16 protein-coding genes and 1 pseudogene are annotated in these 19,590 nt (G+C 71.6%); 5 read left to right on the top strand and 12 right to left on the bottom strand.

What is annotated here, in order from left to right:
• Positions 1–59: 59 nt before the first annotated feature.
• Positions 60–1,283, bottom strand: a complete 1,224-nt coding sequence (gene glgC / locus H5397_RS01185; protein ID WP_182814471.1) for a glucose-1-phosphate adenylyltransferase — start codon at positions 1,281–1,283, stop codon at positions 60–62.
• A 139-nt stretch (positions 1,284–1,422) separates the two neighbouring features.
• Between glgC and glgA the strand changes: the two genes are divergently transcribed.
• The gene (gene glgA, locus H5397_RS01180; protein ID WP_182814470.1) at positions 1,423–2,616 is read left to right on the top strand and encodes a glycogen synthase; all 1,194 of its coding nucleotides are present in this window, start codon (positions 1,423–1,425) and stop codon (positions 2,614–2,616) included.
• A gap of 73 nt (positions 2,617–2,689) precedes the next feature.
• Here glgA and H5397_RS01175 read toward each other — a convergent pair whose 3' ends face one another.
• The 4 genes and pseudogenes from H5397_RS01175 to dapE form a co-directional block, all read right to left on the bottom strand.
• Positions 2,690–2,857 (bottom strand): DUF3117 domain-containing protein, encoded by a 168-nt coding sequence (locus tag H5397_RS01175; protein ID WP_131167178.1) that lies wholly within the window; start codon positions 2,855–2,857, stop codon positions 2,690–2,692.
• Positions 2,858–2,960: 103 nt separating this feature from the next.
• A pseudogene (locus H5397_RS19010) lies at positions 2,961–3,194 on the bottom strand (DivIVA domain-containing protein); the annotation flags it as partial.
• A gap of 5 nt (positions 3,195–3,199) precedes the next feature.
• The gene (locus H5397_RS01165) at positions 3,200–3,976 is read right to left on the bottom strand and encodes a TIGR00730 family Rossman fold protein (RefSeq protein ID WP_182814469.1); all 777 of its coding nucleotides are present in this window, start codon (positions 3,974–3,976) and stop codon (positions 3,200–3,202) included.
• Between the two features lie 16 nt (positions 3,977–3,992).
• A complete protein-coding gene (gene dapE / locus H5397_RS01160) occupies positions 3,993–5,048 on the bottom strand; it encodes a succinyl-diaminopimelate desuccinylase (protein WP_182814468.1) in 1,056 nt (351 codons plus the stop codon).
• A 67-nt stretch (positions 5,049–5,115) separates the two neighbouring features.
• Here dapE and H5397_RS01155 point away from each other — a divergent pair, with 67 nt between their 5' ends.
• The 3 genes from H5397_RS01155 to H5397_RS01145 are packed head-to-tail and all read left to right on the top strand — an operon-like array spanning position 5,116 to position 7,987.
• Entirely contained in the window at positions 5,116–6,156 is a 1,041-nt protein-coding gene (locus H5397_RS01155; RefSeq protein ID WP_182814467.1) for a hypothetical protein, read from the top strand.
• 23 nt (positions 6,157–6,179) lie between these two features.
• Positions 6,180–7,112, top strand: a complete 933-nt coding sequence (gene dapD / locus H5397_RS01150) for a 2,3,4,5-tetrahydropyridine-2,6-dicarboxylate N-succinyltransferase (protein WP_182814466.1) — start codon at positions 6,180–6,182, stop codon at positions 7,110–7,112.
• Positions 7,113–7,120: 8 nt separating this feature from the next.
• The gene (locus tag H5397_RS01145; RefSeq protein WP_182814465.1) at positions 7,121–7,987 is read left to right on the top strand and encodes a hypothetical protein; all 867 of its coding nucleotides are present in this window, start codon (positions 7,121–7,123) and stop codon (positions 7,985–7,987) included.
• A gap of 42 nt (positions 7,988–8,029) precedes the next feature.
• Here the strand turns inward: H5397_RS01145 and dapC are convergent, their stop codons facing one another.
• Together dapC and fdxA are read right to left on the bottom strand one after the other, a co-directional pair.
• The gene (dapC, locus tag H5397_RS01140; RefSeq protein ID WP_182814464.1) at positions 8,030–9,130 is read right to left on the bottom strand and encodes a succinyldiaminopimelate transaminase; all 1,101 of its coding nucleotides are present in this window, start codon (positions 9,128–9,130) and stop codon (positions 8,030–8,032) included.
• Entirely contained in the window at positions 9,127–9,447 is a 321-nt protein-coding gene (gene fdxA, locus H5397_RS01135; RefSeq protein ID WP_182814463.1) for a ferredoxin, read from the bottom strand. Before fdxA ends, dapC begins: the two co-directional genes overlap by 4 nt.
• A 69-nt stretch (positions 9,448–9,516) precedes the next feature.
• Between fdxA and H5397_RS01130 the strand changes: the two genes are divergently transcribed.
• Positions 9,517–10,047, top strand: coding sequence for a hypothetical protein (locus H5397_RS01130; RefSeq protein ID WP_182814462.1), 531 nt, complete (start codon positions 9,517–9,519; stop codon positions 10,045–10,047).
• 12 nt (positions 10,048–10,059) lie between these two features.
• On the opposite strand, the gene H5397_RS01125 is transcribed toward H5397_RS01130, so the two are convergent.
• From H5397_RS01125 to pulA, 5 genes are all read right to left on the bottom strand, one after another.
• Positions 10,060–11,826 carry a VanW family protein gene (locus H5397_RS01125; RefSeq protein ID WP_182814461.1) on the bottom strand — a complete coding sequence of 589 codons (1,767 nt, stop codon included), beginning with the start codon at positions 11,824–11,826 and terminating at the stop codon, positions 10,060–10,062.
• Positions 11,827–11,971: 145 nt separating this feature from the next.
• Positions 11,972–14,041 (bottom strand): transketolase, encoded by a 2,070-nt coding sequence (gene tkt, locus H5397_RS01120; protein WP_182814460.1) that lies wholly within the window; start codon positions 14,039–14,041, stop codon positions 11,972–11,974.
• A gap of 133 nt (positions 14,042–14,174) precedes the next feature.
• Positions 14,175–15,521: an MFS transporter gene (locus tag H5397_RS01115; protein WP_182814459.1), complete on the bottom strand. Its 1,347-nt coding sequence runs from the start codon at positions 15,519–15,521 to the stop codon at positions 14,175–14,177.
• 197 nt (positions 15,522–15,718) lie between these two features.
• A complete protein-coding gene (locus tag H5397_RS01110; protein WP_220491871.1) occupies positions 15,719–16,735 on the bottom strand; it encodes a hypothetical protein in 1,017 nt (338 codons plus the stop codon).
• Between the two features lie 178 nt (positions 16,736–16,913).
• Entirely contained in the window at positions 16,914–19,586 is a 2,673-nt protein-coding gene (gene pulA, locus H5397_RS01105) for a pullulanase-type alpha-1,6-glucosidase (RefSeq protein WP_182814458.1), read from the bottom strand.
• Positions 19,587–19,590: the final 4 nt, after the last annotated feature.

Below are 19,590 nucleotides of genomic sequence, written 5' to 3'. Positions count from 1 at the left end.
GGCCCACGACGCCGGACGGCCCCGCGGGAGTGATCCCGCGGGGCCGTCCGCCGTGCTGGTCAGGCGAGGACGCTGCCGCCCTTGCTGACGACCGTGATGCCGGAGTCGGACACATGGAAGCCACGCGCCAGGTCGGCGTCCCGGTTGACGCCGATCTCGGCGCCGTCCTCCACGTGCACGCCCTTGTCGAGGATCGCGCGGCGGACGACGGCGTTGCGACCGACGCGGGCACCGGAGAAGACCACCGACTCCTCCACCTTCGCCCACTTGTCGACGACGACGTTCGGGCTGAGGACGGAGCGGTCGACGTCGCCGCCGGAGATGATGCAGCCGGCCGAGACGATCGAGTCCTCGGCGGTACCGCGGAGGGTGAACTTCGCGCCCGGGGCCTGGTACTGCTGCGTGAAGATCGGCCAGTGCCGGTTGTAGAGGTTGAACTCGGGGTCGACGCTGACGAGGTCCATGTGGGCCGCGTGGTAGGCGTCGATGGTGCCGACGTCCCGCCAGTAGTTGCGGTCCTTGTCGGTCGAGCCGGGGACGTCGTTCTTGGTGAAGTCGTACACCTGGGCCTGGCCCTTGTTCACGAAGAACGGGACGACGTTGCCGCCCATGTCGTGCTTGGAGTCCGGGTCCTCGGCGTCCGCCTTGAGCATCTCCACGAACGCCTTGCGGGTGAAGATGTAGTTGCCCATGGACGCGAACGACTCGTCCGGGCTGTCCGGCAGCCCCGGCGGGTCGGCCGGCTTCTCGAGGAACTGGAGGATCTTGGCGTCGTCCGCGGCGTCGATGATGCCGAAGGCGGACGCCTCGGAGCGCGGCACGCGGATGCCGGCCACAGTGCACTCCAGGCCGGAGTCGATGTGCGCCTCCAGCATGGCGTTGACGTCCATGCGGTAGATGTTGTCGGCTCCGAAGACCACGATGTAGTCCGGATCCTCGTCCGTGATGAGGTTCAGGGACTGGTAGATGGCATCGGCACTGCCCATGTACCACTGCTTGCCCGTGCGCTGCTGCGCGGGCACCGAGGCCACGAAGCTGCCCAGCAACGTCGACATGCGCCACGTCTGGGCGATGTGCCGGTCGAGGGAGTGGGACTTGTACTGGGTGAGGACGGCCATCTTCGTCAGGCCGGAATTCGCCAGGTTGGACAGGACGAAGTCGATGAGGCGGTACGTGCCGCCAAAGGGAACCGCCGGCTTGGCCCGGTCGGCGGTGAGGGGCATCAGCCTCTTGCCCTCGCCACCGGCCAGGACAATCGACAGGACATTCGGTCGATTGCGCATGAACCCAACCTAGGCCACCCCGAGGGCCAACGGCGCTGAAATCGGAGAATGATCACCCCATCGTCACCCGGCGCTCGCCCCCGCGTGCCGTCTCGCCCGTTTCCCCTCGCCGGGGTGCACGGTGTGACACGATCGGGCCATGCGCGTTTCGATCCTCACACGTGAGTACCCCCCGTTCATCTATGGCGGCGCCGGCGTCCACGTCGGGCAGCTCGTCCCCCAGTTGGAGAAGTTCACCGACCTGGTCGACGTCCAGTGCATGGGCGAGCCCCGCGAAGGCGCGACCGCTCACGCCGAGGACTACCCCGCCGGGGCGAACGGCGCCATCCGCACGCTCGGCGCCGACGTGGCGATGGCCGCCGCGATCCCCGAGGTCGACGTCGTGCACGCCCACACCTGGTACGCCCAGTTCGCTGGCATCATCGCGTCCGAGTTCCAGGACATCCCGCTGGTCGTGACCGCGCACAGCCTCGAGCCCGACCGCCCCTGGAAGGTGGAGCAGCTCGGCGGCGGCTACCGCGTCTCCAGCTGGATCGAGAAGACCGCCTACGAGAACGCGGACGCCGTCATCGCCGTGTCGGCGGCCATGATCAAGAACATCCAGGACGCCTACCCCTTCGTCGAGCGTGAGCGCATCCACGTCGTGAAGAACGGCATCGACCCCGAGGAGTTCAAGCCCGACCCCGCCACCGACGTGATCGAGGGCCTCGGCGTGGACCTGTCCAAGCCGATCGTGACCTTCGTCGGCCGCATCACCCGCCAGAAGGGCCTCATCCACCTGGTCCGCGCGGCCCGGGCGTTCGACTCCGACACGCAGGTGCTGCTGCTGGCGGGCGCGCCCGACACCCCCGAGATCGCCGCCGAGTTCAACGGCGCCTTCGCCGAGCTCGACGAGCTGCGCGGCAGCGGGGTGAAGTGGGTGCAGGAGATGCTCCCGCGCGCGGCCGTCCGTCAGGTGCTCACCCACTCGACGGTCTTCGCGTGCCCGTCCATCTACGAGCCGCTGGGCATCGTGAACCTCGAGGCCATGGCCTGCGAGATCCCGGTCGTGGCCTCGGCCGTGGGCGGCATCCCCGAGGTCGTCGTCGACGGAGAGACGGGCCTGCTGGTCCCCTACGACCCGCAGCAGGCCGGTGACGCCGACTACATCGCCACGTTCGAGGCCACCTTCGCGGCCAAGGTCAACGAGTTGACCCGCGACCGCGAGCGCGCCCGCGCCATGGGGCTGGCCGGCCGCCAGCGCTGCATCGACGAGTTCAGCTGGGAGAAGATCGCCCAGGAGACCGTCGAGGTCTACAAGGCCGCGATCGCGCACCGCGCGGCGAAGGCCTGAGCCGAGCACGAACGAGCGCGTCCCCCGGGTGGTTCACCCGGGGGACGCGCTCGTTCGTGCGTGGGACCGCCGCTCAGCCGACGACGCTCTTGAGGGCCTCGAGCAGCTCGGCTGCCTCAGTCGCGTTCATCTCGATCACGAGGCGGCCACCGCCATCGGCCGGGATCCGCATCGCGATGACGCGGGACTCCTTCGCGACCTCGATGGGGCCCTCACCCGTGCGGGGCTTCATTGCTGCCATGTTCTCCCTCTCTGCCAGACTGCGAGAACTCACTGGGTTCCATTATCGCAGACGTGCCCAAAGGAGCGTGCGGCGCCTCCCCGACGGCCTCCGGCGGCGGGCCGTCGAGCTGGCGCGACAGGCGGGCCAGCAGGTCGTCGACCTGCGCCATCGAGTAGCCACGGGGCACCACGGCGAACTGGACGCCCCGCAGGTCGGTTCCCGTGAGGTCGCCGTCGGGCAGCTCGATCACCGGGCTGTCGTGGACGGGCGGCGGCATCGACCCGAAGCGTCCGCTCCCGGCGACGGCGGCCAGCCCCAGCACGACGACGACCAGGCCGCCCACGAACCACTCCACCGCGCTCAGCCCTCCACGGGCGGCTCGGGCAGCGCGCCGTTCTCGCGGTAGCTGGTGACGATCGCAACGGCCTCGTCGATGTCGTCGGTGAGGTGCAGCATGTCGAGGTCGCCGGGGCTGATGTAGGCCGAGCCCTCGACCTCCTGCCGCAGCCAGTCGACCAGGCCCGCCCAGTAGCTCGTGCCGAACAGCACGATCGGGAACCGGGTGATCTTGCGGGTCTGCACCAGGGTGAGTGCCTCGAACAGCTCGTCGAACGTGCCGAACCCGCCCGGCATCACGATGAACCCCTCGGAGTACTTCAGGAACATCACCTTGCGCACGAAGAAGTAGCGGAAGTTGATGCCGAGGGAGACGTACTGGTTGAGCTGGTCCTCGAAGGGGAGCTCGATGCCGAGGCCGACCGAGACGCCCCCGGCCTCGAGGGCGCCCTTGTTGGAGGCCTCCATGGTGCCGGGGCCGCCGCCGGTGATGGTGGCGTAGCCGGCCTGGGCCAGCCGCGCGCCGAGCTCGACGGCCGCGGCGTACATCGGGTGGTCCTTCGGCGTGCGCGCCGAGCCGAACACGCTGATCCCCGGGCCGACCTTGGCCAGGGTGCCGAAGCCCTCGACGAACTCGGACTGGATCCGCATCACGCGCCAGGGGTCGGAGTGCACCCAGTCGGTGTCGCCGCGGCTCTGGAGCAGCCGCTGGTCGGTGGTGGTCGCCTCCACCTGGTCGTCCCGGCGGATCACCGGCCCCTGGTGGCGCGTGCCGCGCCGCTTGCCCTTGTTCTTGGCCACGCCGGCAGCCTAGCCGTCAGGCCAGCCAGCGCAGCAGGGCCTCGTGGCAGGTGTGGAGGTCGGCGACCGGGCAGAACTCGTCGTCGGTGTGCGCCTTGCCCGGGTCGGCGGGGCCGAAGTTGACCGCGGGGACGCCCAGGGCCGAGAAGCGCGCCACGTCGGTCCACCCGTACTTGGCCCGAGGCTCACCGCCGACCGCCGCCAGGAACTCGGCGGCCGCCGGGCGATCGAGCCCCGGCCGCGCGGCGGGCGACTCGTCGGTGAAGACCAGTTCGTGGCCCGCGAAGACCTCGACGCAGTGGGCCTTGGCGTCCTCGATGCTGCGGTCGGGCGCGAACCGGAAGTTGACCGTGATCGCGCACCGGTCGGGGATGACGTTGCCCGCGATCCCCCCGGTGATCCCCACGGCGTTCAGCCCCTCGCGATACTCCAGCCCCTCGACCTCCACCGTGCGCGGCGTGTAGTCGGACAGCGTGCGCAGCAGGGCGCCCGCGTCGTGGATGGCGTTGTGCCCCAGCCAGCTCCGCGCCGAGTGCGCGGCGGTTCCGGTGGTGGTCACCTCGAAGCGCAGCGTCCCCTGGCAGCCCCCCTCGATGCGGGCGCCGGTGGGCTCCATCAGCACGCCGAAGTCGCCGGCCAACAGGTCGGGGCGGGTCCGGGCCAGGCGTCCGAGGCCGTTCTTGACCGCCTCGACCTCCTCGTTGTCGTAGAAGATCCAGGTCACGTCGTGGCGCGGCGCGGACAGTTCGGCGGCGGCCGCGAGCATCACCGCGACGCCCCCCTTCATGTCGCACGTGCCCCGGCCGTAGATGAGGTCGCCCTCGCGCCGCGAGGGCAGGTTGGCCGCCACGGGCACGGTGTCCAGGTGGCCGGCCACCACGACCCGCGTCCCGCGGCCGAGGTCGGTGCGGGCGACGACCGCGTCACCGTCGCGCTCCACGACCAGGTGCGGGTGGGCGGACAGGGCTGTGGCCACGGCGTCCGCGAGCGGCCCCTCGTTGCCGCTGACCGACTCGATGTCGGTGATCGCCATGAGCAGGTCGGGCAGGTCCGCGGTGAGGTCGAGGCGCATGGGCGCAGCCTAGCCGCGGGGGCGTGGCAAGATGTTCGGTGGTCCCCGACCTCACGAGGAGTCAGCAATGAACCACCCCGACGAGCCCACCCAGGCCCTGCCGACCCCGTTCGCGGACGAGCCGTCGGACGAGACCACCGCCGTCCTGGCGGTGGAGCAGCCCGGCCCCGGCCCCAGCCCGCTGGTGTGGATCGCCTCGGCCGTGCTGGTCCTGGCCCTGATGGCCGGCGTCGCCTGGTTCGCGGTCACCACCAGTCGGCAGAACCGCGAGAACGCCATGCGGGGGGCCGCGGTCGGCTACCTGCAGGCCGTCGCCGACGGGGACGCCGCGGGCGCGCTCGCGCAGCTGGCCGAGCAGCCGGCGTCCACGACTCTGCTGACCGACGAGGTGCTGGCCGCCGCCCACGAGGCGACCCCGATCACCGACGTCCAGGCCGGCGAGCTGGGCGGCACCGAGACCACGCCCACGGTGGGCGTCAGCTACCTGCTCGGTGGCGAGCCGGTCAGCACGACCATCACCCTCACCGAGCAGGGCGGGTCCTGGAAGGTGGCCGACGGCACCGCCGACCTCACCGTCCCCGAGCGCCGGGCGCTCACCGTCAACGGCGTGGCGCTGACCGAAGAGGTCAACCCCGTGTTCCCGGGCACCTACACCGCCGCCCCGGTCTCCGACCTGGTGGCCCTGACCGGCGAGCCGACCGCCGTCGTGTCCACCCCCGACCAGCTCGAGTCGGTCCTCGACCTGACCGTGGGACTGTCCCAGCTGGGCACCGACACCGTGTTCGGCGCGGTCAAGGGCCGCTTCGACGAGTGCCTCGCCGCCACCGAGTCGCGCCCCGCGAACTGCCCGTTCGGCGTCGACACCACCGGCGTCGAGGTGGCCGAGGGGTCGGTGAAGTTCGCGCAGGTGAACGACCCGTGGGCCGGCTTCGCCCCGACCCTGGACCCCGAGACCATGCTCGCCACCGGCACGTTCCCCTTCGAGGTGAACGCGACCGCGACCGTCAGCCGCGACGGCCTCACCACCGAGGCGACCGCCCCCATGAAGGGCGAGCGCAGCTACACCGTGGACCTGACCAAGCAGCCGGCCACGGTGACCTGGTCCTGACCCCGGTCGGTAGGCTGGTCGTCATGACGACTTCCGTGCGCCCCGCCTGGGGCTGGGGCCTGGCCACGACGACGACCTCCGGTGACGTGCTCGACGTCTGGTATCCCTCGCCCGCGCTGGGTGCCGCGACCGGCGAGGACGCCCCGGCCACCCTGAAGGCCGCGGAGGGCACCGACGAGACCCGAGGCGTCCGGCTCGAGGTCGTGCGCACCGAGGTCGACCTGGACGCCGCACCGGCGTCGGTCGCGGACGCCTACCTCCGCCTGCACCTGCTCTCGGCCCGCCTGTGCGCGCCGCGCTCCATCAACCTGGACGGCATCTTCGGCGTCCTGCCAAACGTCGTGTGGACGTCGGCCGGCCCCTGCGCGGTCGAGGGCTTCGAGGAGAAGCGCGCCGCCCTGCGCACCACGCGCGGCCACCTGACCGTGTTCGGCGTGGACAAGTTCCCGCGCATGGTCGATTACGTCGTGCCGTCGGGCGTGCGGGTGGCCGACGCCGACCGCGTCCGGCTCGGGGCCCACCTGGCCGAGGGCACCACGGTCATGCACGAGGGCTTCGTGAACTTCAACGCCGGCACGCTCGGCGCCTCGATGGTCGAGGGCCGCATCTCGGCCGGCGTCGTGGTCGGTGACGGCTCCGACGTGGGCGGCGGCGCCTCGATCATGGGCACGCTGTCCGGCGGCGGCAAGGAGCAGGTCTCGGTCGGCGAGCGGTGCCTGCTCGGCGCCAACGCCGGCATCGGCATCTCGCTGGGCGACGACTGCGTCGTCGAGGCCGGCCTGTACGTGACGGCGGGCACCAAGGTCACCCTCCCCGACGGCGCGGTGGCCAAGGCCGCCGAACTGTCCGGGGCGAACGGGCTGCTCTTCTACCGCGACTCCGTCACCGGCGCCGTGGCCGTCAAGCCGCGCCAGGGGCAGGTCGTGGAGCTCAACGCCGCCCTGCACGCGAACTGAGGCGCGCGTTGGGGGCCATCCGGCGCGTGGTCGTCGCCCTGCTGGTGACGGCGCTGTTCGCGGTGGCGGTCGTGGCGGGGCTGGCGGTGCTGTACGCCTACCAGAAGAAGCCGCTGCCGCTGGCCGACCAGTGCACGGCGCACGTCGCCGACCTCACCGTGCCGATCTCGCCCGAGCAGGCGCACTACGCCTCGATCATCGTGGGCGTCGCGACGCAGCGCGGGCTGGCGCCGAGGGCGTCCACGATCGCGCTGGCGACCGTGTACCAGGAGTCGGGGATGCTCAACATCGACTACGGCGACCGCGACTCCCTGGGGCTGTTCCAGCAGCGGCCGTCGCAGGGCTGGGGCACCGAGGAGCAGGTGCAGGAGCCCTACTACGCCTCGGGCAAGTTCTACGACGCCCTGGTCAAGGTGCCGAACTGGCGCAGCGGCGACGTCAACGACGTCGCGCAGGCGGTCCAGCGGTCGGGGCACCCGAAGGGCTACGTCCGCCACGTCGAGAACGCGCGCCGGCTGGCGTCGGCGCTGACGGGCGAGACGCCCGCGTCGTTCACCTGCCTGGTGAAGGCTCCCCCGCCCGGCGACCCGGCGGGGCTCGCGGAGTTCCTGGAGAGGACGCTGCCCGAGTCGAGCACGGTGTCGCGCACCGGCACCACGGTGACGGTCAAGGCCGCCGACTCCGAGCTCGCGTGGTCGGCCGCCCACCTCGCCGTCGCCAACCACGCCCGTTACGGGCTGGGGCGGGTCGAGGTCGGGGGGCGCCACTGGACGGCGAGCACCACCTCGTTCGCGCCCTGGCTCGGCGAGACCACCGACGCCACCACCGTCACCATCACCTTCGACAACGCGCCGACCCCCACGGCGAAACGCTGAAGAACCCAAGCCCTGGTCGTGCCTCCCGCTTCGCCGCGGCGGTCAGGCCAAGCGGGCTGCCGCTGCCGCGATCCGCTCGTCGGACGCCGTGAGCGCGATCCGCACGTGTTGCCGCCCGGCCTCGCCGTAGAAGTCGCCCGGCGCCGCGAGGATGCCCCGCTCGGCCAGCCAGTCCACGGTGGCGCGGCAGTCCTCGCCCCGGGTCGCCCACAGGTACAGCGACCCCTCGGAGTGGTCGATCCTGAACCCGGCCGCCTCGAGCGCCGGCCTCAGCACCGCGCGCCGGTCGAGGTAGCGGCGGCGCTGCTCCTCGACGTGGTCGTGGTCGCCCAGCAGGGTCATCATGGCGTCCTGCACCGGGCCGGGGACCATCAGGCCGGAGTGCTTGCGCACCTCGAGCAGCTCGCCCAGCAGGCCCGCGCACCCGGCGAGGAAGCCCGCCCGGTAGCCGGCCATGTTGCTGCGCTTGCTGAGCGAGTGGGCGGCGATCAGGCCCTGCGGCGTCCCGCCGCACACGTCAGGGTGCAGCACGCTGACGGGCTCGGCGTCCCAGCCGAACTCGCCGTAGCACTCGTCGGAGGCCAGGGGGGCGCCGACCGAGCGGGCGGCGTCCACCCAGCGCCTGAGCTCGGCCGCGCCGAGGGTGGCGCCGTGCGGGTTGGCCGGGGAGTTGATCCAGATGAGCGCCGGGCGTGCGGCCGCGGCCTCGTCAGGGTCGTCGGTGGCCAGCACCTCGGCGCCGGCGATGCGGGCGCCGACCTCGTAGGTCGGGTAGGCGGTCGTCGGGATCACGACGGTGTCGCCGGGGCCCACGCCGAGCTGGAGGGGCAGGTGGGCGACGAGCTCCTTGGTGCCGATCACCGGCAGGACGTTCTCGTCCCGCAGCGGCACCGAGGACCAGCGGCGCTCCATGTACCCCCGGATCGCCTGCCGCAGGGCGGGCGTCCCCCACACCGTGGGGTAGCCGGCCCAGCCGGCCGCAGCGTCGGACAGGGCGCGGATCGCGGCCCCGGGCACCGGGTCGACGGGCGTGCCGACCGACAGGTCGCAGATGCCGTCGGGGTGCGCCCGGGCGGTGGCCCGGGCGGCCGCGATGGTGTCCCAGGGGAAGTCGGGCAGGCGGCCCGACAGCCCGGCGCTCACTCGCCCTGGGGCGGGAGCGCCTCGACGATCGGGTGGTCGGCGTCGATCTTGCCCATCTTGGCGGCGCCGCCGGGGCTGCCGATCGTGTCGAAGAACTTCACGTTGGCGTCGTAGAACTGGGCCTGGTCGGCGGGGACGTCGTCCTCGTAGTAGATGGCCTCGACCGGGCAGACCGGCTCGCAGGCGCCGCAGTCGACGCACTCGTCGGGGTGGATGTAGAGCATGCGATTGCCCTCGTAGATGCAGTCGACCGGGCACTCCTCGACGCACGCGAGGTCCTTCAGGTCGACGCACGGCTGGGTGATCACATAGGTCATTGCAGCTGTCTCCTTGCTTGTCCCCGACAATGGGATGCGCCCACTGTACAACCGCTCGCAGGAGGTTCGATGCAGCAGTCCGACGATGTCGTCGCCGCCCTCTCCCCTACCCTCGCGGTGGGTGAACGGGTGAGCCTCCTGGTGGCCGGCGAGCAGGGTCCGGCCGAGGTGTTGGGCTTCGTGACGGCGCTGGACGCCCACGCCGTCGGGGTAGTCGACCGCCGCGGTCTCGAGCACCTCGTGCCGAGGGAACGCGTGCGGGCGATCCGCCGCGTGGCGGTGGCGCTGGGGCGCCGCCCGGAGTCCGCGCCCCGCGACCTGCTGGACGGCCTCGCCGACCGGGCCGGGGCGTCCGGTGACTGCTGGGTGGGGCGGATCTCGACCCTCCTCGAGGGCCGGACGCCGCCGGTTTCGGTTCCACCGTGGGGCGAGTGGGCCACCTTCGGGGACGCCCGGGCGCGCTTCGAGGGCGAGTGGGTGACGCTGCCGTCGGCACCGGAGGACGTCGTCGTCGCCGCGGCCTGGTGGGCCACCCGCATGGGGGCGCGCTCGGTCCAGGTGCGCGGCGACTCCGCGCCGGAGGGGTTCACGCGGGTGTGACCCGCGCCCGCGTCAGCGCTCGATGCGGTCGCGCTTGGCGTTCGGGTTGGTGCACTCCACCGGGGTGAGCGTGTTGTACGTCCACTTGAAGGGCTCGGTGCGGACCAGCTTGCCGTTCTGGAAGAACTGGCGGTTGTAGGTCACGGTGAAGCCCCGCATGGCGCTCTGGGGGCTGCAGATCGCGGAGTCGTCCTTGATGGCGGGGCCCGGGTCCTTGAAGTTGCTCTGGACCGGGTTCGTCGCCTTGACGTCGTACTTCTTGGTCGACCACACGCGCACGGTGATCGAACCCTGCGCACCCTGCTTGGGGTTGTTGGTGAAGGCCTGCATCAGGACGCCGTACTCGGTGTCGTTCCTGAACTTCATGTCGACCGAGTTGTAGTCGAGCGTCGCCTCACGCCCCATCGGGTAGCGGCTGAAGTACAGCGAGTGGGGCTTGTGGTAGATGTCCTCCAGCCCGGCGAAGAACATGGCGTTGAAGGTCGTCGTGGTGGTCTGCGAGATGCCGCCGCCCATGCGCTCGACGACGCGGCCGCCGTCGATGGCACCGCCGGCCGCCCAGCCGCGCGCGAGCGTGCGGGGGCCGAGCACCTTGTTCATGTCGAAGACCTCACCGGGCTTGAGGAACACCCCGTTGATCAGGCGCGCCGACTTGCCGATGTTGGTGATGCGGTAGGCGGTGGCGGGGTAGTAGGTGGTGAACTCGCCGGTGATCTCCTTGACGCCGAGCTTCTCGGCCATCTCGGTGGTGAACTTCGCCTTCTGCTGGGCGACGGTCACCGTGGCGGTGCGCTCGGACGGCTTGACCATCGCCTCCTGGACGACCTTCGCGAACTCCTCCTTGTCGACGCCCATGCCGTCGACGGACGGGATGATCTTGGGCTTGCCGCCCTCGAAGGTGAAGCTCGCGTCCTTCGGCTCGTCGAGGCCCAGGCCGGCGATCGACTTGGTCGCCTGCTCCAGCAGCACGTCCTGGTCGACGTTGACCTTGATCGAGCCGTCGGCCGGCTCGAAGGTGAGCGCCGGGGCGATCATCTCGGGCGTGACCTCGAAGGTCTTGTCACCCGCCGCGACGGTGATGGGGGCCGACAGGGCCGGGGTGGCGACGGTGTCGAGCGTCTCCTGCGCCTCGGCGGTGGTGATGTCGGGCTCGTTCTCCTCCACGACCGCGGTGACGTCGGTCTGGTGGAGGTAGGCCTCGGCCAGCGCTTCCTGCGTCGCCGCCGCGTCGAGCGTGCGCCCGTTGGCGCCCTCGGTGAGCGTGGGGGTGCCCTCGACCATCGCGAGCTCGGCGTTGACCGGCTCGGCGTTGACCAGCTGCGCCAGCTCGGACGCCGCGGCCGCCAGCTTCTCGTCGTCACGCGCCACCACGGCCGGGTGGTCGGTGCCGCCGGTGAGGTTGTCCCAGATCACGCGCGGGTCGAACGACTTCCCGGTGGCCGCCTGACGGACCGAGCCCGCGGCGTCCACCCCCAGCCCGAGGTCGGCGGGGGCCTTGCTGATCGTGTGCTCGCCCGAGGTGAGCGTCATGGGGGCGTCGGCCCTGGCCGCCAGCTCCTGCGTCAGCTTCGCCTCGGCGTCGGCCGGGGCGAGCCCGCCCACGGGGACGCCCTCGATGACGGTCTTCGGCGGCAGCGTCTCGCCCGCCATCGCGTAGCCGGCACCGTAGGCGCCGCCGGCCAGCAGCACGACCCCGCCGGCGATGATCGCGGCTAGGCGCCCGCCGCCCCGCCGGCGCGGTTCGACGGTGGGCAAGGGCTGGGTGGGGTGGTCGGTCATGCGGCTCCTGGTGCTGGCTTCCTCCGCGACATCGTAATTCAGCGGGCTGACAGTTCCGAATCGGTCGGGTCACAGGTTGGCAACGCCGCCACGCGCGAGGGGCGCCACCCCAGCGGGTGGCGCCCCTCGTGCAGTCGGTCGACGATCAGCCGATCAGGGCCTTCGCCTTCTCCACCGCCGCGTCGGCGGTGATGCCGAACTCCTTGAACAGCGTCTTGGCGTCGGCCGAGGCGCCGTAGTGGTCGATGCCCACGGCCTCGGTGTTAGCGCCCAGCAGGTCCTTCCAGCCGACCGGGGAGCCGGCCTCGATGACGACCTTCGGCACGTCGGTGGGCAGCACCTCGGCCTGGTAGTCCTCGTCCTGCTCCTTGAACCACTCGACGCACGGCAGCGAGACGACGCGGGCGGGGACGCCCTCGCCCTCGAGCTTCTCGGCCGCGGCGACGGCGAGCTCCAGCTCCGAGCCCGTGCCGACGAGGATGACCTTGGGCTCGGCCGAGGCCTCCTTCAGGACGTAGCCACCCTTGGCCACGCCGGACGCCGCGGCGAAGCCGGAGCCCTCGGAGCGGTCGAAGGTGGTCATGTTCTGACGGGAGAGGATCAGCGCAGACGGGTGGTCCTTGGTGCGCAGGATCTGCGCCCACGCGTGCGCAGTCTCATTGGCGTCGCCCGGGCGGACGACATTGAGGCCCGGCATGAGCCGCAGGCTCATCACGTGCTCGACCGGCTGGTGGGTCGGGCCGTCCTCGCCGACGCCGACGGAGTCGTGCGTCCACACGTACACCGGGTTGACGTGGCTGAGCGCGGCCAGGCGCGGGGGCGTCCGCATGTAGTCGGAGAACACCAGGAACGTGGCACCGTAGGGGCGGGTGAGCCCGTCCATCGCCATCGCGTTGATGATGTTGCCCATCGCGTGCTCGCGGATGCCGAAGTGCAGCGTGCGGCCGCCGGGGCGTCCGGTGAAGTCGTGGCTGCTGCGCTCCTCGGGGATGAAGGAGTCGACGCCCTTCATCGTGGTGTTGTTCGAGCCGGCGAGGTCGGCCGAGCCGCCCCACAGCTCGGGCACCGCGGACGCCAGCGCGTTGAGCACCTGTCCGGACGCCGCGCGCGTGGCCAGCGAGCCGGGCTCGAAGACCGGGAGCGCCTCGTCGAGGCCCTCGGGGGCCTCTTTGGCCAGGATGCGGTCGAGCAGCTTGGCGCCGCCGGGGTTGGCCTCGCGCCACGCCTGGTAGCGGGGCTCCCACTCTGCCTTGGCCTCGGCGGCCCGGTCGGCGGCGTTCTGGCGGGTGTAGGCCACGACGGCGTCGTCGATGGCGAACGGGGTGTTCTCGAAGCCGAGGAGCTCCTTCATCGCGCCGATCTCGTCGCCGCCCAGCTTGGAGCCGTGGACGCTGTGGTCGCCGGCCTTGTTGGGCAGCGGCCAGCCGATGATCGTGGTGACCTTGATGAAGTGCGGCTTGTCGGTGACCTGGCGGGCCTTCTCGATGACGTCGTAGAGCTCGGCGACCTTCTCCTCATAGGTGGTGAAGCCGTTGGTGAAGTCGACGTGGTGGGTGTCCCAGCCGTAGGCGGCGTAGCGGGCCTGGACGTCCTCGGAGAAGGCGATCTTGGTGTCGCCCTCGATCGAGATCCGGTTGTCGTCGTAGAACAGGAACAGGTTGCCCAGGTTCTGGGTGGCGGCCAGCGAGGACGCCTCGGACGCCACGCCCTCCTGCATGCAGCCGTCACCGGCGATGCAGTAGACGTCGTGATCGAAGACCGACTCGCCCGGGACGGCGCTCGGGTCGAGCATCTCGCGGACGCGGCGGGCGCTCATCGCGAAGCCGACCGCGTTGGCGACGCCGGCGCCCAAGGGGCCGGTGGTGCACTCGACGCCCTTGGTCCAGCCGAACTCGGGGTGGCCGGGGGTCTTGGAGTTCCACGTGCGCAGCGCCTGCAGGTCGGCCATCTCGAGGCCGTAGCCGGCCAGGAACAGCTGGGAGTACTGCGTGATCGAGCTGTGGCCCGCGGACAGGACGAAGCGGTCGCGGCCGAGCCAGCGGTCGTCGGCGGGGTCACCCTTCATGACCTTCTGGTAGAGCAGGTAGGCCAGCGGGGCCAGAGAGATCGCAGTACCGGGGTGGCCGTTGCCGACCTTCTCGACGGAATCCGCGGCCAGCACGCGCGCGGTGTCGACCGCCTTGCGGTCGAGGTCGGTCCAGGTGAGTTCAGACATGGTCGAAGTATTCCTCCGGTCGGCGATCAGGCAAGCAAACTGCTTCGTTCGGAGCCTAGGGCACCGTGGCCGGGCGCGTGCCCGATGCGGCTGTAGTTGCCAAACCCGTTCGCCGAGGGCTCGGCGGAAGGGGTCAGGCGGCCAGCGCCGTTCCCCGCTGTTCGGGCAGCAGCAGCGCCGCACCCGCGGCGATGAGGAACGCGACGCCGAACACGCTGAACGGCAGCGCCACGCCGCCCACGGCGAGGAGGACCGGCACGAACCACGGCGAGGTCGTGATGATGGACGCGATGCGCCCGAACCCGGCGGCCGCGCCGGTGCCGGTGCCCCGGACGCCGGTCGGGTAGAGCTCCGGGCCCACCGCGTACAGCGCACCCCAGGCGCCGAGGTTGAAGAAGGACAGCATGCAGCCGAAGACGATGATGAGGGTCTCGGTGGGCGCGAAGCCGAACAGGCCCGCGGAGATCGCCGAGCCGAGCAGGAACACCGACAGGGTGATGCGGCGTCCCCACACCTCGATGAGCCAGGCGGCGACCGCGTAGCCGGGCAGCTGGGCCAGCGTGATGATCAGCGTGAAGCCGAAGCTGCGCACCAGCGGGAAGCCCCGCCCGACGAGGATGCTCGGGATCCAGATGAAGGCGCCGTAGTAGGACAGGTTGATGCAGAACCACACGATCCACAGGGCTGCGGTGCGGACGCGGTACTGCGGCGACCAGATGGACTCGGTCGCGGTGTTGGCGGACGCCCCCTGGTCCGGGCTGGGCACGGCGGGGACGTTCGCGGCCTCCTCGTAGATGCGGACGGCGGCCTCCGCCTCCTCGACGCGGCCCTGCTTCTCGAGGTAGCGGACCGACTCGGGCAGGCCGAAGCGGACGTACAGCGCGTACAGGGTCGGCACGATGCCCACGCCGAGGGCCCAACGCCAGCCGTCCTCGCTCACGGGGATGAGGAAGTAGCCCAGCAGCGCCGCCATGATCCAGCCGACGGCCCAGAAGGCCTCCAGGCCGACGATGACGCGTCCGCGGATCGCCTTGGGCGCGTACTCGCTGACCAGCGTGGACGCCACGGGCAGCTCGGCGCCCAGGCCGAGGCCGACGAAGAAGCGCAGCGTGGCCAGGATCGCGACCGCCGCCATGATGCCGACGCCCTCGGGGCCCGGCACGAGGGCGGACGCCCCGGTCGCGACGCCGTACACGACCAGCGTCAGGGCGAACACGTTGCGGCGACCGATCCGGTCGGCGAGCCAGCCGCCGAGCGAGGCGCCGACGGCCATGCCGACAAAGCCGATCATGGCGATGTAGCCGAGCATGTCGGGCTTGAGGCCCCACTGGGCGCCGAGCGCGGCCATGACGAACGAGATGAGGCCGACGTCCATGGCGTCCAGGGCCCAGCCGACGCCGGACCCGACCAGCAGCTTGGTGTGCTTGCGGGTGAACGGCAGCCGGTCCAAGCGCTCCGCGCGCGTCAATGTCTCAGCCATGGCGCCCTCCTGATGGGCTCGCACCCCTCTCCGGCGAGGGGATTCCCGCACAGGGTAGGGCGACCGGTCGTCCGGACGCCACCTCGTTCTAGTACTCAATACAAAATCGAGACCATCGAGTGGCGAGCGCCCTGACCGCGGTTTTCGACCGACACTGGCGGCGTCCCCACACAACCGGCGTCGGTCGAAATCGTCGGTCACTGGGTGCTGGAGCGCCGGGCGGCCCGGCGGCGCCCTTCAACGAGGGCCCGCTCGACCTGATCCAGGAGGACCGACCGGCGTCCGGACAGCCGCAGACCCAGGACGGGCACCTGGAGATGGATCTCGTCGCCACCGCTGATGGCGAGGTCGTTGGCCCGCAGCGCGTCCTCGACCGGCGTCAGGCCGGCGTAGTGGTGCGCGCCGTGGATCTCCACGTGGACACCCTCGTCGTCCCAGAACACGTCGAGGTAGGCGCGCCCCCGGGGCCCCGTCCTGAGCACCTGGCGACTGGGCTCGGGCAGACCACGTGCGCGGCACATGCGGGCGAAGTCCAGTTCCCCCAACGACTCGGCGCCGTTGCAGATGTCCTCGATGACGACGTCCAGGAACTTGCGTCGCCCCGAGTAACCCACCCGCCGCCAGCGTTCGAGCAAGGCCCCCGGGGACACGAGTCGTTGCTGCACCGCCATGGCGAGGACGGTGGCCGCCTCCGCATCGGACACGGCCCACTGGGCCGCCCGGATCGCAGCCACTTCGGGGCGCGTCCGTCGCAGCGCCCCCACCGTCGGCGCCTGCTCCCGGAGGCGGTGGTGCCGGACCCCGGGAATCGGTCGCACCCGGGCGTTGTTGGGCACCGTCACGTCGATGTCTCGCTCACTCCACCCCTTGAGACCTGCCGCCAGCAGCGCGGTCGCACCGTCGAGGGCGGCGTGCCTCCCGGACTCCCACAGCGCGTGCCACCAGCGCGCGCGGCCGGCGAGTGCCTGACCGCGCACCGCGACGGTGTGTCGGCCGAGCCGATGCCAGGCGCCTCGCGCGACCTGGGCCTCGATCTGGCCGCGGGTGAGACCGGCCGCCAGCAGGATCGCGAGGGTGACCACTCCGTCGTAGGGGGCTGCGAGCTCCTCGGCCAGGAGCTGGCGTCTCTCCCGCTCGACCCGGCGCGCTTCGTCGCGGAGGGCCCGAGGGGATCGGCTTTCGCCGGCCTCGGGGAACGTGGGCGGTTGGTCCATGCCCGGAGGTTGGGCGGACGAGCGGGAGTTCGGTCACCCAAGCGGCGGCGTCCACAGGCTTGAGCCTGCGCACGCGGGGTATCCACACCGTCCGCTGACGCGCAGCGACCGCCGATTTCGACCGACAGCCGCGGCGTCCTGACTCGCATGGCGTCGGTCGAAAGCGCAAGGTCGCCGATCAGCGCGGCTCGACGAACACCGCCGTCGTCAGGCCGGGGACCGAGAACTGCCCGTCGTCGCAGCGGGACGCCCGGACGACCGGGTCGGCACCCTCGGCCAACACCGGGTGCAGCCTGCACGGACGACCGACCACGGGCGGCACCAACTGGCGCACCGGCCACGGGTTGGCGTTGAACACGACGACCAGCGTGGCCCATCGTTCGTCGACCGGGACGCCGCGGGTGTCATCGAGCACCATCACGACCACGCCGGGCTGCTGGGCCCACGTGCCCGACACCGGGAAGATCACCTTGGCGTGAACCTGCGCCGGGTCGGCCAGCCGGAACAGCGGGCTCGAAGCGCGCAGGCGCAGCAGGTCGAGGCACATCTCGTGCGACAGGCGCATGTCGGCCGCGGACGGCTTCAGCGCCGGGTCGACCAGGAGCGGGCGCATGTAGACCCACTTGTCGGCGTTGTCGGCGGCCGGGGGCAGGCCGGCGCCGAAGCCGTTGTCGGTGAGGGTGAAGTCGAGGTAGTTGAACCAGTCCCCCGAGGTGTAGGAGTTGCGGTCCAGCGACTTCGATCGCAGGAAGTCGGTGCCCGCGTGCCACATCACCGGGCTCTGGCCGAGCGTGGCGACAGCCAGGGCGAGGGTGTTGGCGCGCACCCGCTGGGCCATCGGGGCGTCCACGGGCAGCTTGAGGGTCAGGGCGTCGAACAGCGTCTCGTTGTCGTGGGCGTCGACGTAGGTGATCACCTCGTCGGGCGCCTCGGCGTAGCCGGCGGCCAGCACCCCCTTGTAGGGCACCTGGTCCCCCCGCACCGGACGGCGCGTCCGGGCGGACAGGAAGGTGAAGTCACGCAGGTTGCCGGCCAGCCCGAGCTGGATGATGTCGGTGTAGGCGAGCAGGCGGTCGAGCTGCGCCTCCGGCGGGCCGTTGGCGGCCACGCCGTTGGGCGACCCGGCCAGCCCGGTCGCGAAGCCCTGCTTGCGCGGGTCCTCGTCGAAGGGTGCGCCGCCGCGGACGGCGTCGCGCAAGCGGTCGGAGAACGTGGCGATCTGGGTGCCCGCGAGCTGCCCCTGGGTGGCCTGGACGAAGCGGGCGTTGCCGGCGACCTCGCCGAAGTCCCACCCCTCGCCGTAGAGCGTGACCGCGCGGCCGTCGACGCCGTCGCGCTCGAGAGTGAGGGCGTCCAGCGCGGCGCGCACGGCGAGCATGTTGGCGCGCGAATGGTGGCCCATCAGGTCGAAGCGGAACCCATCGACGTGGTAGTGCCGCACCCAATGCACGACGGAGTCGACCATGAGCTTGCCGGCCATCGTGTGCTCGGTGGCGACGTTGGGGCAGCACGTCGAGGTGGCGATGGTGCCGTCGGCGGCGCGGCGGTGGTAGTAGCCCGGCACGATGCGGTCGAGCACCGAGGTGCCGCCCTGCCCGGCCCCGTCGGTGTGGTTGTACACCTGGTCGAGCACGACCCGCAGCCCCATCGCGTGGAGGGCGCCGACCATGAGCCGCGCCTCGCGCACCCGGCCGCCGGCGTGGATGGCCGCCTCGCTGCACAGCGAACCCTCGGGCACCTGGTGGTGCCACGGGTCGTAGCCCCAGTTGAAGGCGGGCCGCTCCCCCGCCGCGATGACGTGGGCCTGCTGCTCGTCGGAGTCGGGGGCCGCCGCCTTCAGCCGCTCCTCGTCGGGCGCGGTGCGCCGGCAGGGGTCCTCCTCGACCGAGGAGTAGTCGAAGATCGGCAGGAGTTGCACCGAGGTGAGGCCCGCCGCGGCGAGGCGGCGCAGGTGGCGGGTGCCATCGCTGTCGACGGCGAAGGCCGCGAAGGTGCCGCGCAGCTCCTCGGGGACGGTCTTGTCGGCGCGCGAGAAGTCGCGGACGTGCAGTTCGTAGACCACCTGGTCGACCGGGTGGCGCAGCGGCGGGATCGGGGTGTCGGACCACAGGGCGGGCTTCAGCGCGGGGTCGTCGACGTCCAGCACCAGCGAGTGGGTCGAGTTCAGCGTGAGGCCGACCGAGTACGGGTCGGTCACGCGATTCTCGACGACTCGGCCGAAGCTGGGCGCGAAGACGGTGACGGCGTACTGGTAGCGCGCGTCGCGCCAGCCCGCGTGCCCGGTGGCGGCCCACGTGCCGTCGGGGGCCTGCTGCAAGGGGACGCGCTCGGGGGCGTCCTCCAGCGAGCGGTCCACCTCCCACAGCAGGAGGTCGACGTGGTGGGCGGTGGGCGCCCAGACCCGGATCGTGGGGCGTCCGGCCGCCCATCTGACGCCGAGGGTGGCGTCGAGCGCGGCGTGGTAGAGCTGGTCGAGCAGCGGGGCGAACTGGACGCCGCTGGCGTCGACCAGCTGCCCGTCGGGCCGGTCGACGGTGACGACGACCTGGCCGCGCAGCAGGTCGGCCAGGTCGGGGAGCTCGGGCACCATGAGCGCGATCGAGCCGTTGAGGTGGGGGTGCTCGTCGAGCAGTGGCGTGGGCAGCGACCCGGGCTGGACGCGGAGCGGCACCGTGGTCCAGGGGAGGGGCTCGCGCCGGTCGGGGTCGATGCCGCCGTCGGGAGAGCAGTGCAGCGTCCAGTCGAGGGTGGCCGGGTCGGTGCCGGGCGTGAGCCCGTCGCTGGGCCACGCGATCGTGCGCGGCGCGACCCAGTGCCCGCGGGCGAGACCCAGGTCGATGGCCGTGTGCATGGCG

Source organism: Propioniciclava sp. MC1683 (genome assembly GCF_014164675.1).
In the GTDB taxonomy this organism is placed as follows: Bacteria; Actinomycetota; Actinomycetes; order Propionibacteriales; family Propionibacteriaceae; genus Propioniciclava.
Note: the sequence above shows the minus strand (reverse complement) of the source record. Positions and strands in the feature narration are given on the sequence as shown.

Coding starts and splice junctions, on each gene's coding strand:
- glgC (WP_182814471.1), bottom strand. CDS start 1,283: ATGCGCAATCGACCGAATGTCCTGTCGATTGTCCTGGCCGGTGGCGAG.
- glgA (WP_182814470.1), top strand. CDS start 1,423: ATGCGCGTTTCGATCCTCACACGTGAGTACCCCCCGTTCATCTATGGC.
- H5397_RS01175 (WP_131167178.1), bottom strand. CDS start 2,857: ATGGCAGCAATGAAGCCCCGCACGGGTGAGGGCCCCATCGAGGTCGCG.
- dapE (WP_182814468.1), bottom strand. CDS start 5,048: ATGCGCCTCGACCTCACCGCGGACCTGCCCGACCTGCTCATGGCGATC.
- H5397_RS01155 (WP_182814467.1), top strand. CDS start 5,116: ATGAACCACCCCGACGAGCCCACCCAGGCCCTGCCGACCCCGTTCGCG.
- dapD (WP_182814466.1), top strand. CDS start 6,180: ATGACGACTTCCGTGCGCCCCGCCTGGGGCTGGGGCCTGGCCACGACG.
- fdxA (WP_182814463.1), bottom strand. CDS start 9,447: ATGACCTATGTGATCACCCAGCCGTGCGTCGACCTGAAGGACCTCGCG.
- H5397_RS01130 (WP_182814462.1), top strand. CDS start 9,517: ATGCAGCAGTCCGACGATGTCGTCGCCGCCCTCTCCCCTACCCTCGCG.
- H5397_RS01125 (WP_182814461.1), bottom strand. CDS start 11,826: ATGACCGACCACCCCACCCAGCCCTTGCCCACCGTCGAACCGCGCCGG.
- tkt (WP_182814460.1), bottom strand. CDS start 14,041: ATGTCTGAACTCACCTGGACCGACCTCGACCGCAAGGCGGTCGACACC.
- H5397_RS01115 (WP_182814459.1), bottom strand. CDS start 15,521: ATGGCTGAGACATTGACGCGCGCGGAGCGCTTGGACCGGCTGCCGTTC.
- H5397_RS01110 (WP_220491871.1), bottom strand. CDS start 16,735: ATGGACCAACCGCCCACGTTCCCCGAGGCCGGCGAAAGCCGATCCCCT.
- pulA (WP_182814458.1), bottom strand. CDS start 19,586: ATGCACACGGCCATCGACCTGGGTCTCGCCCGCGGGCACTGGGTCGCG.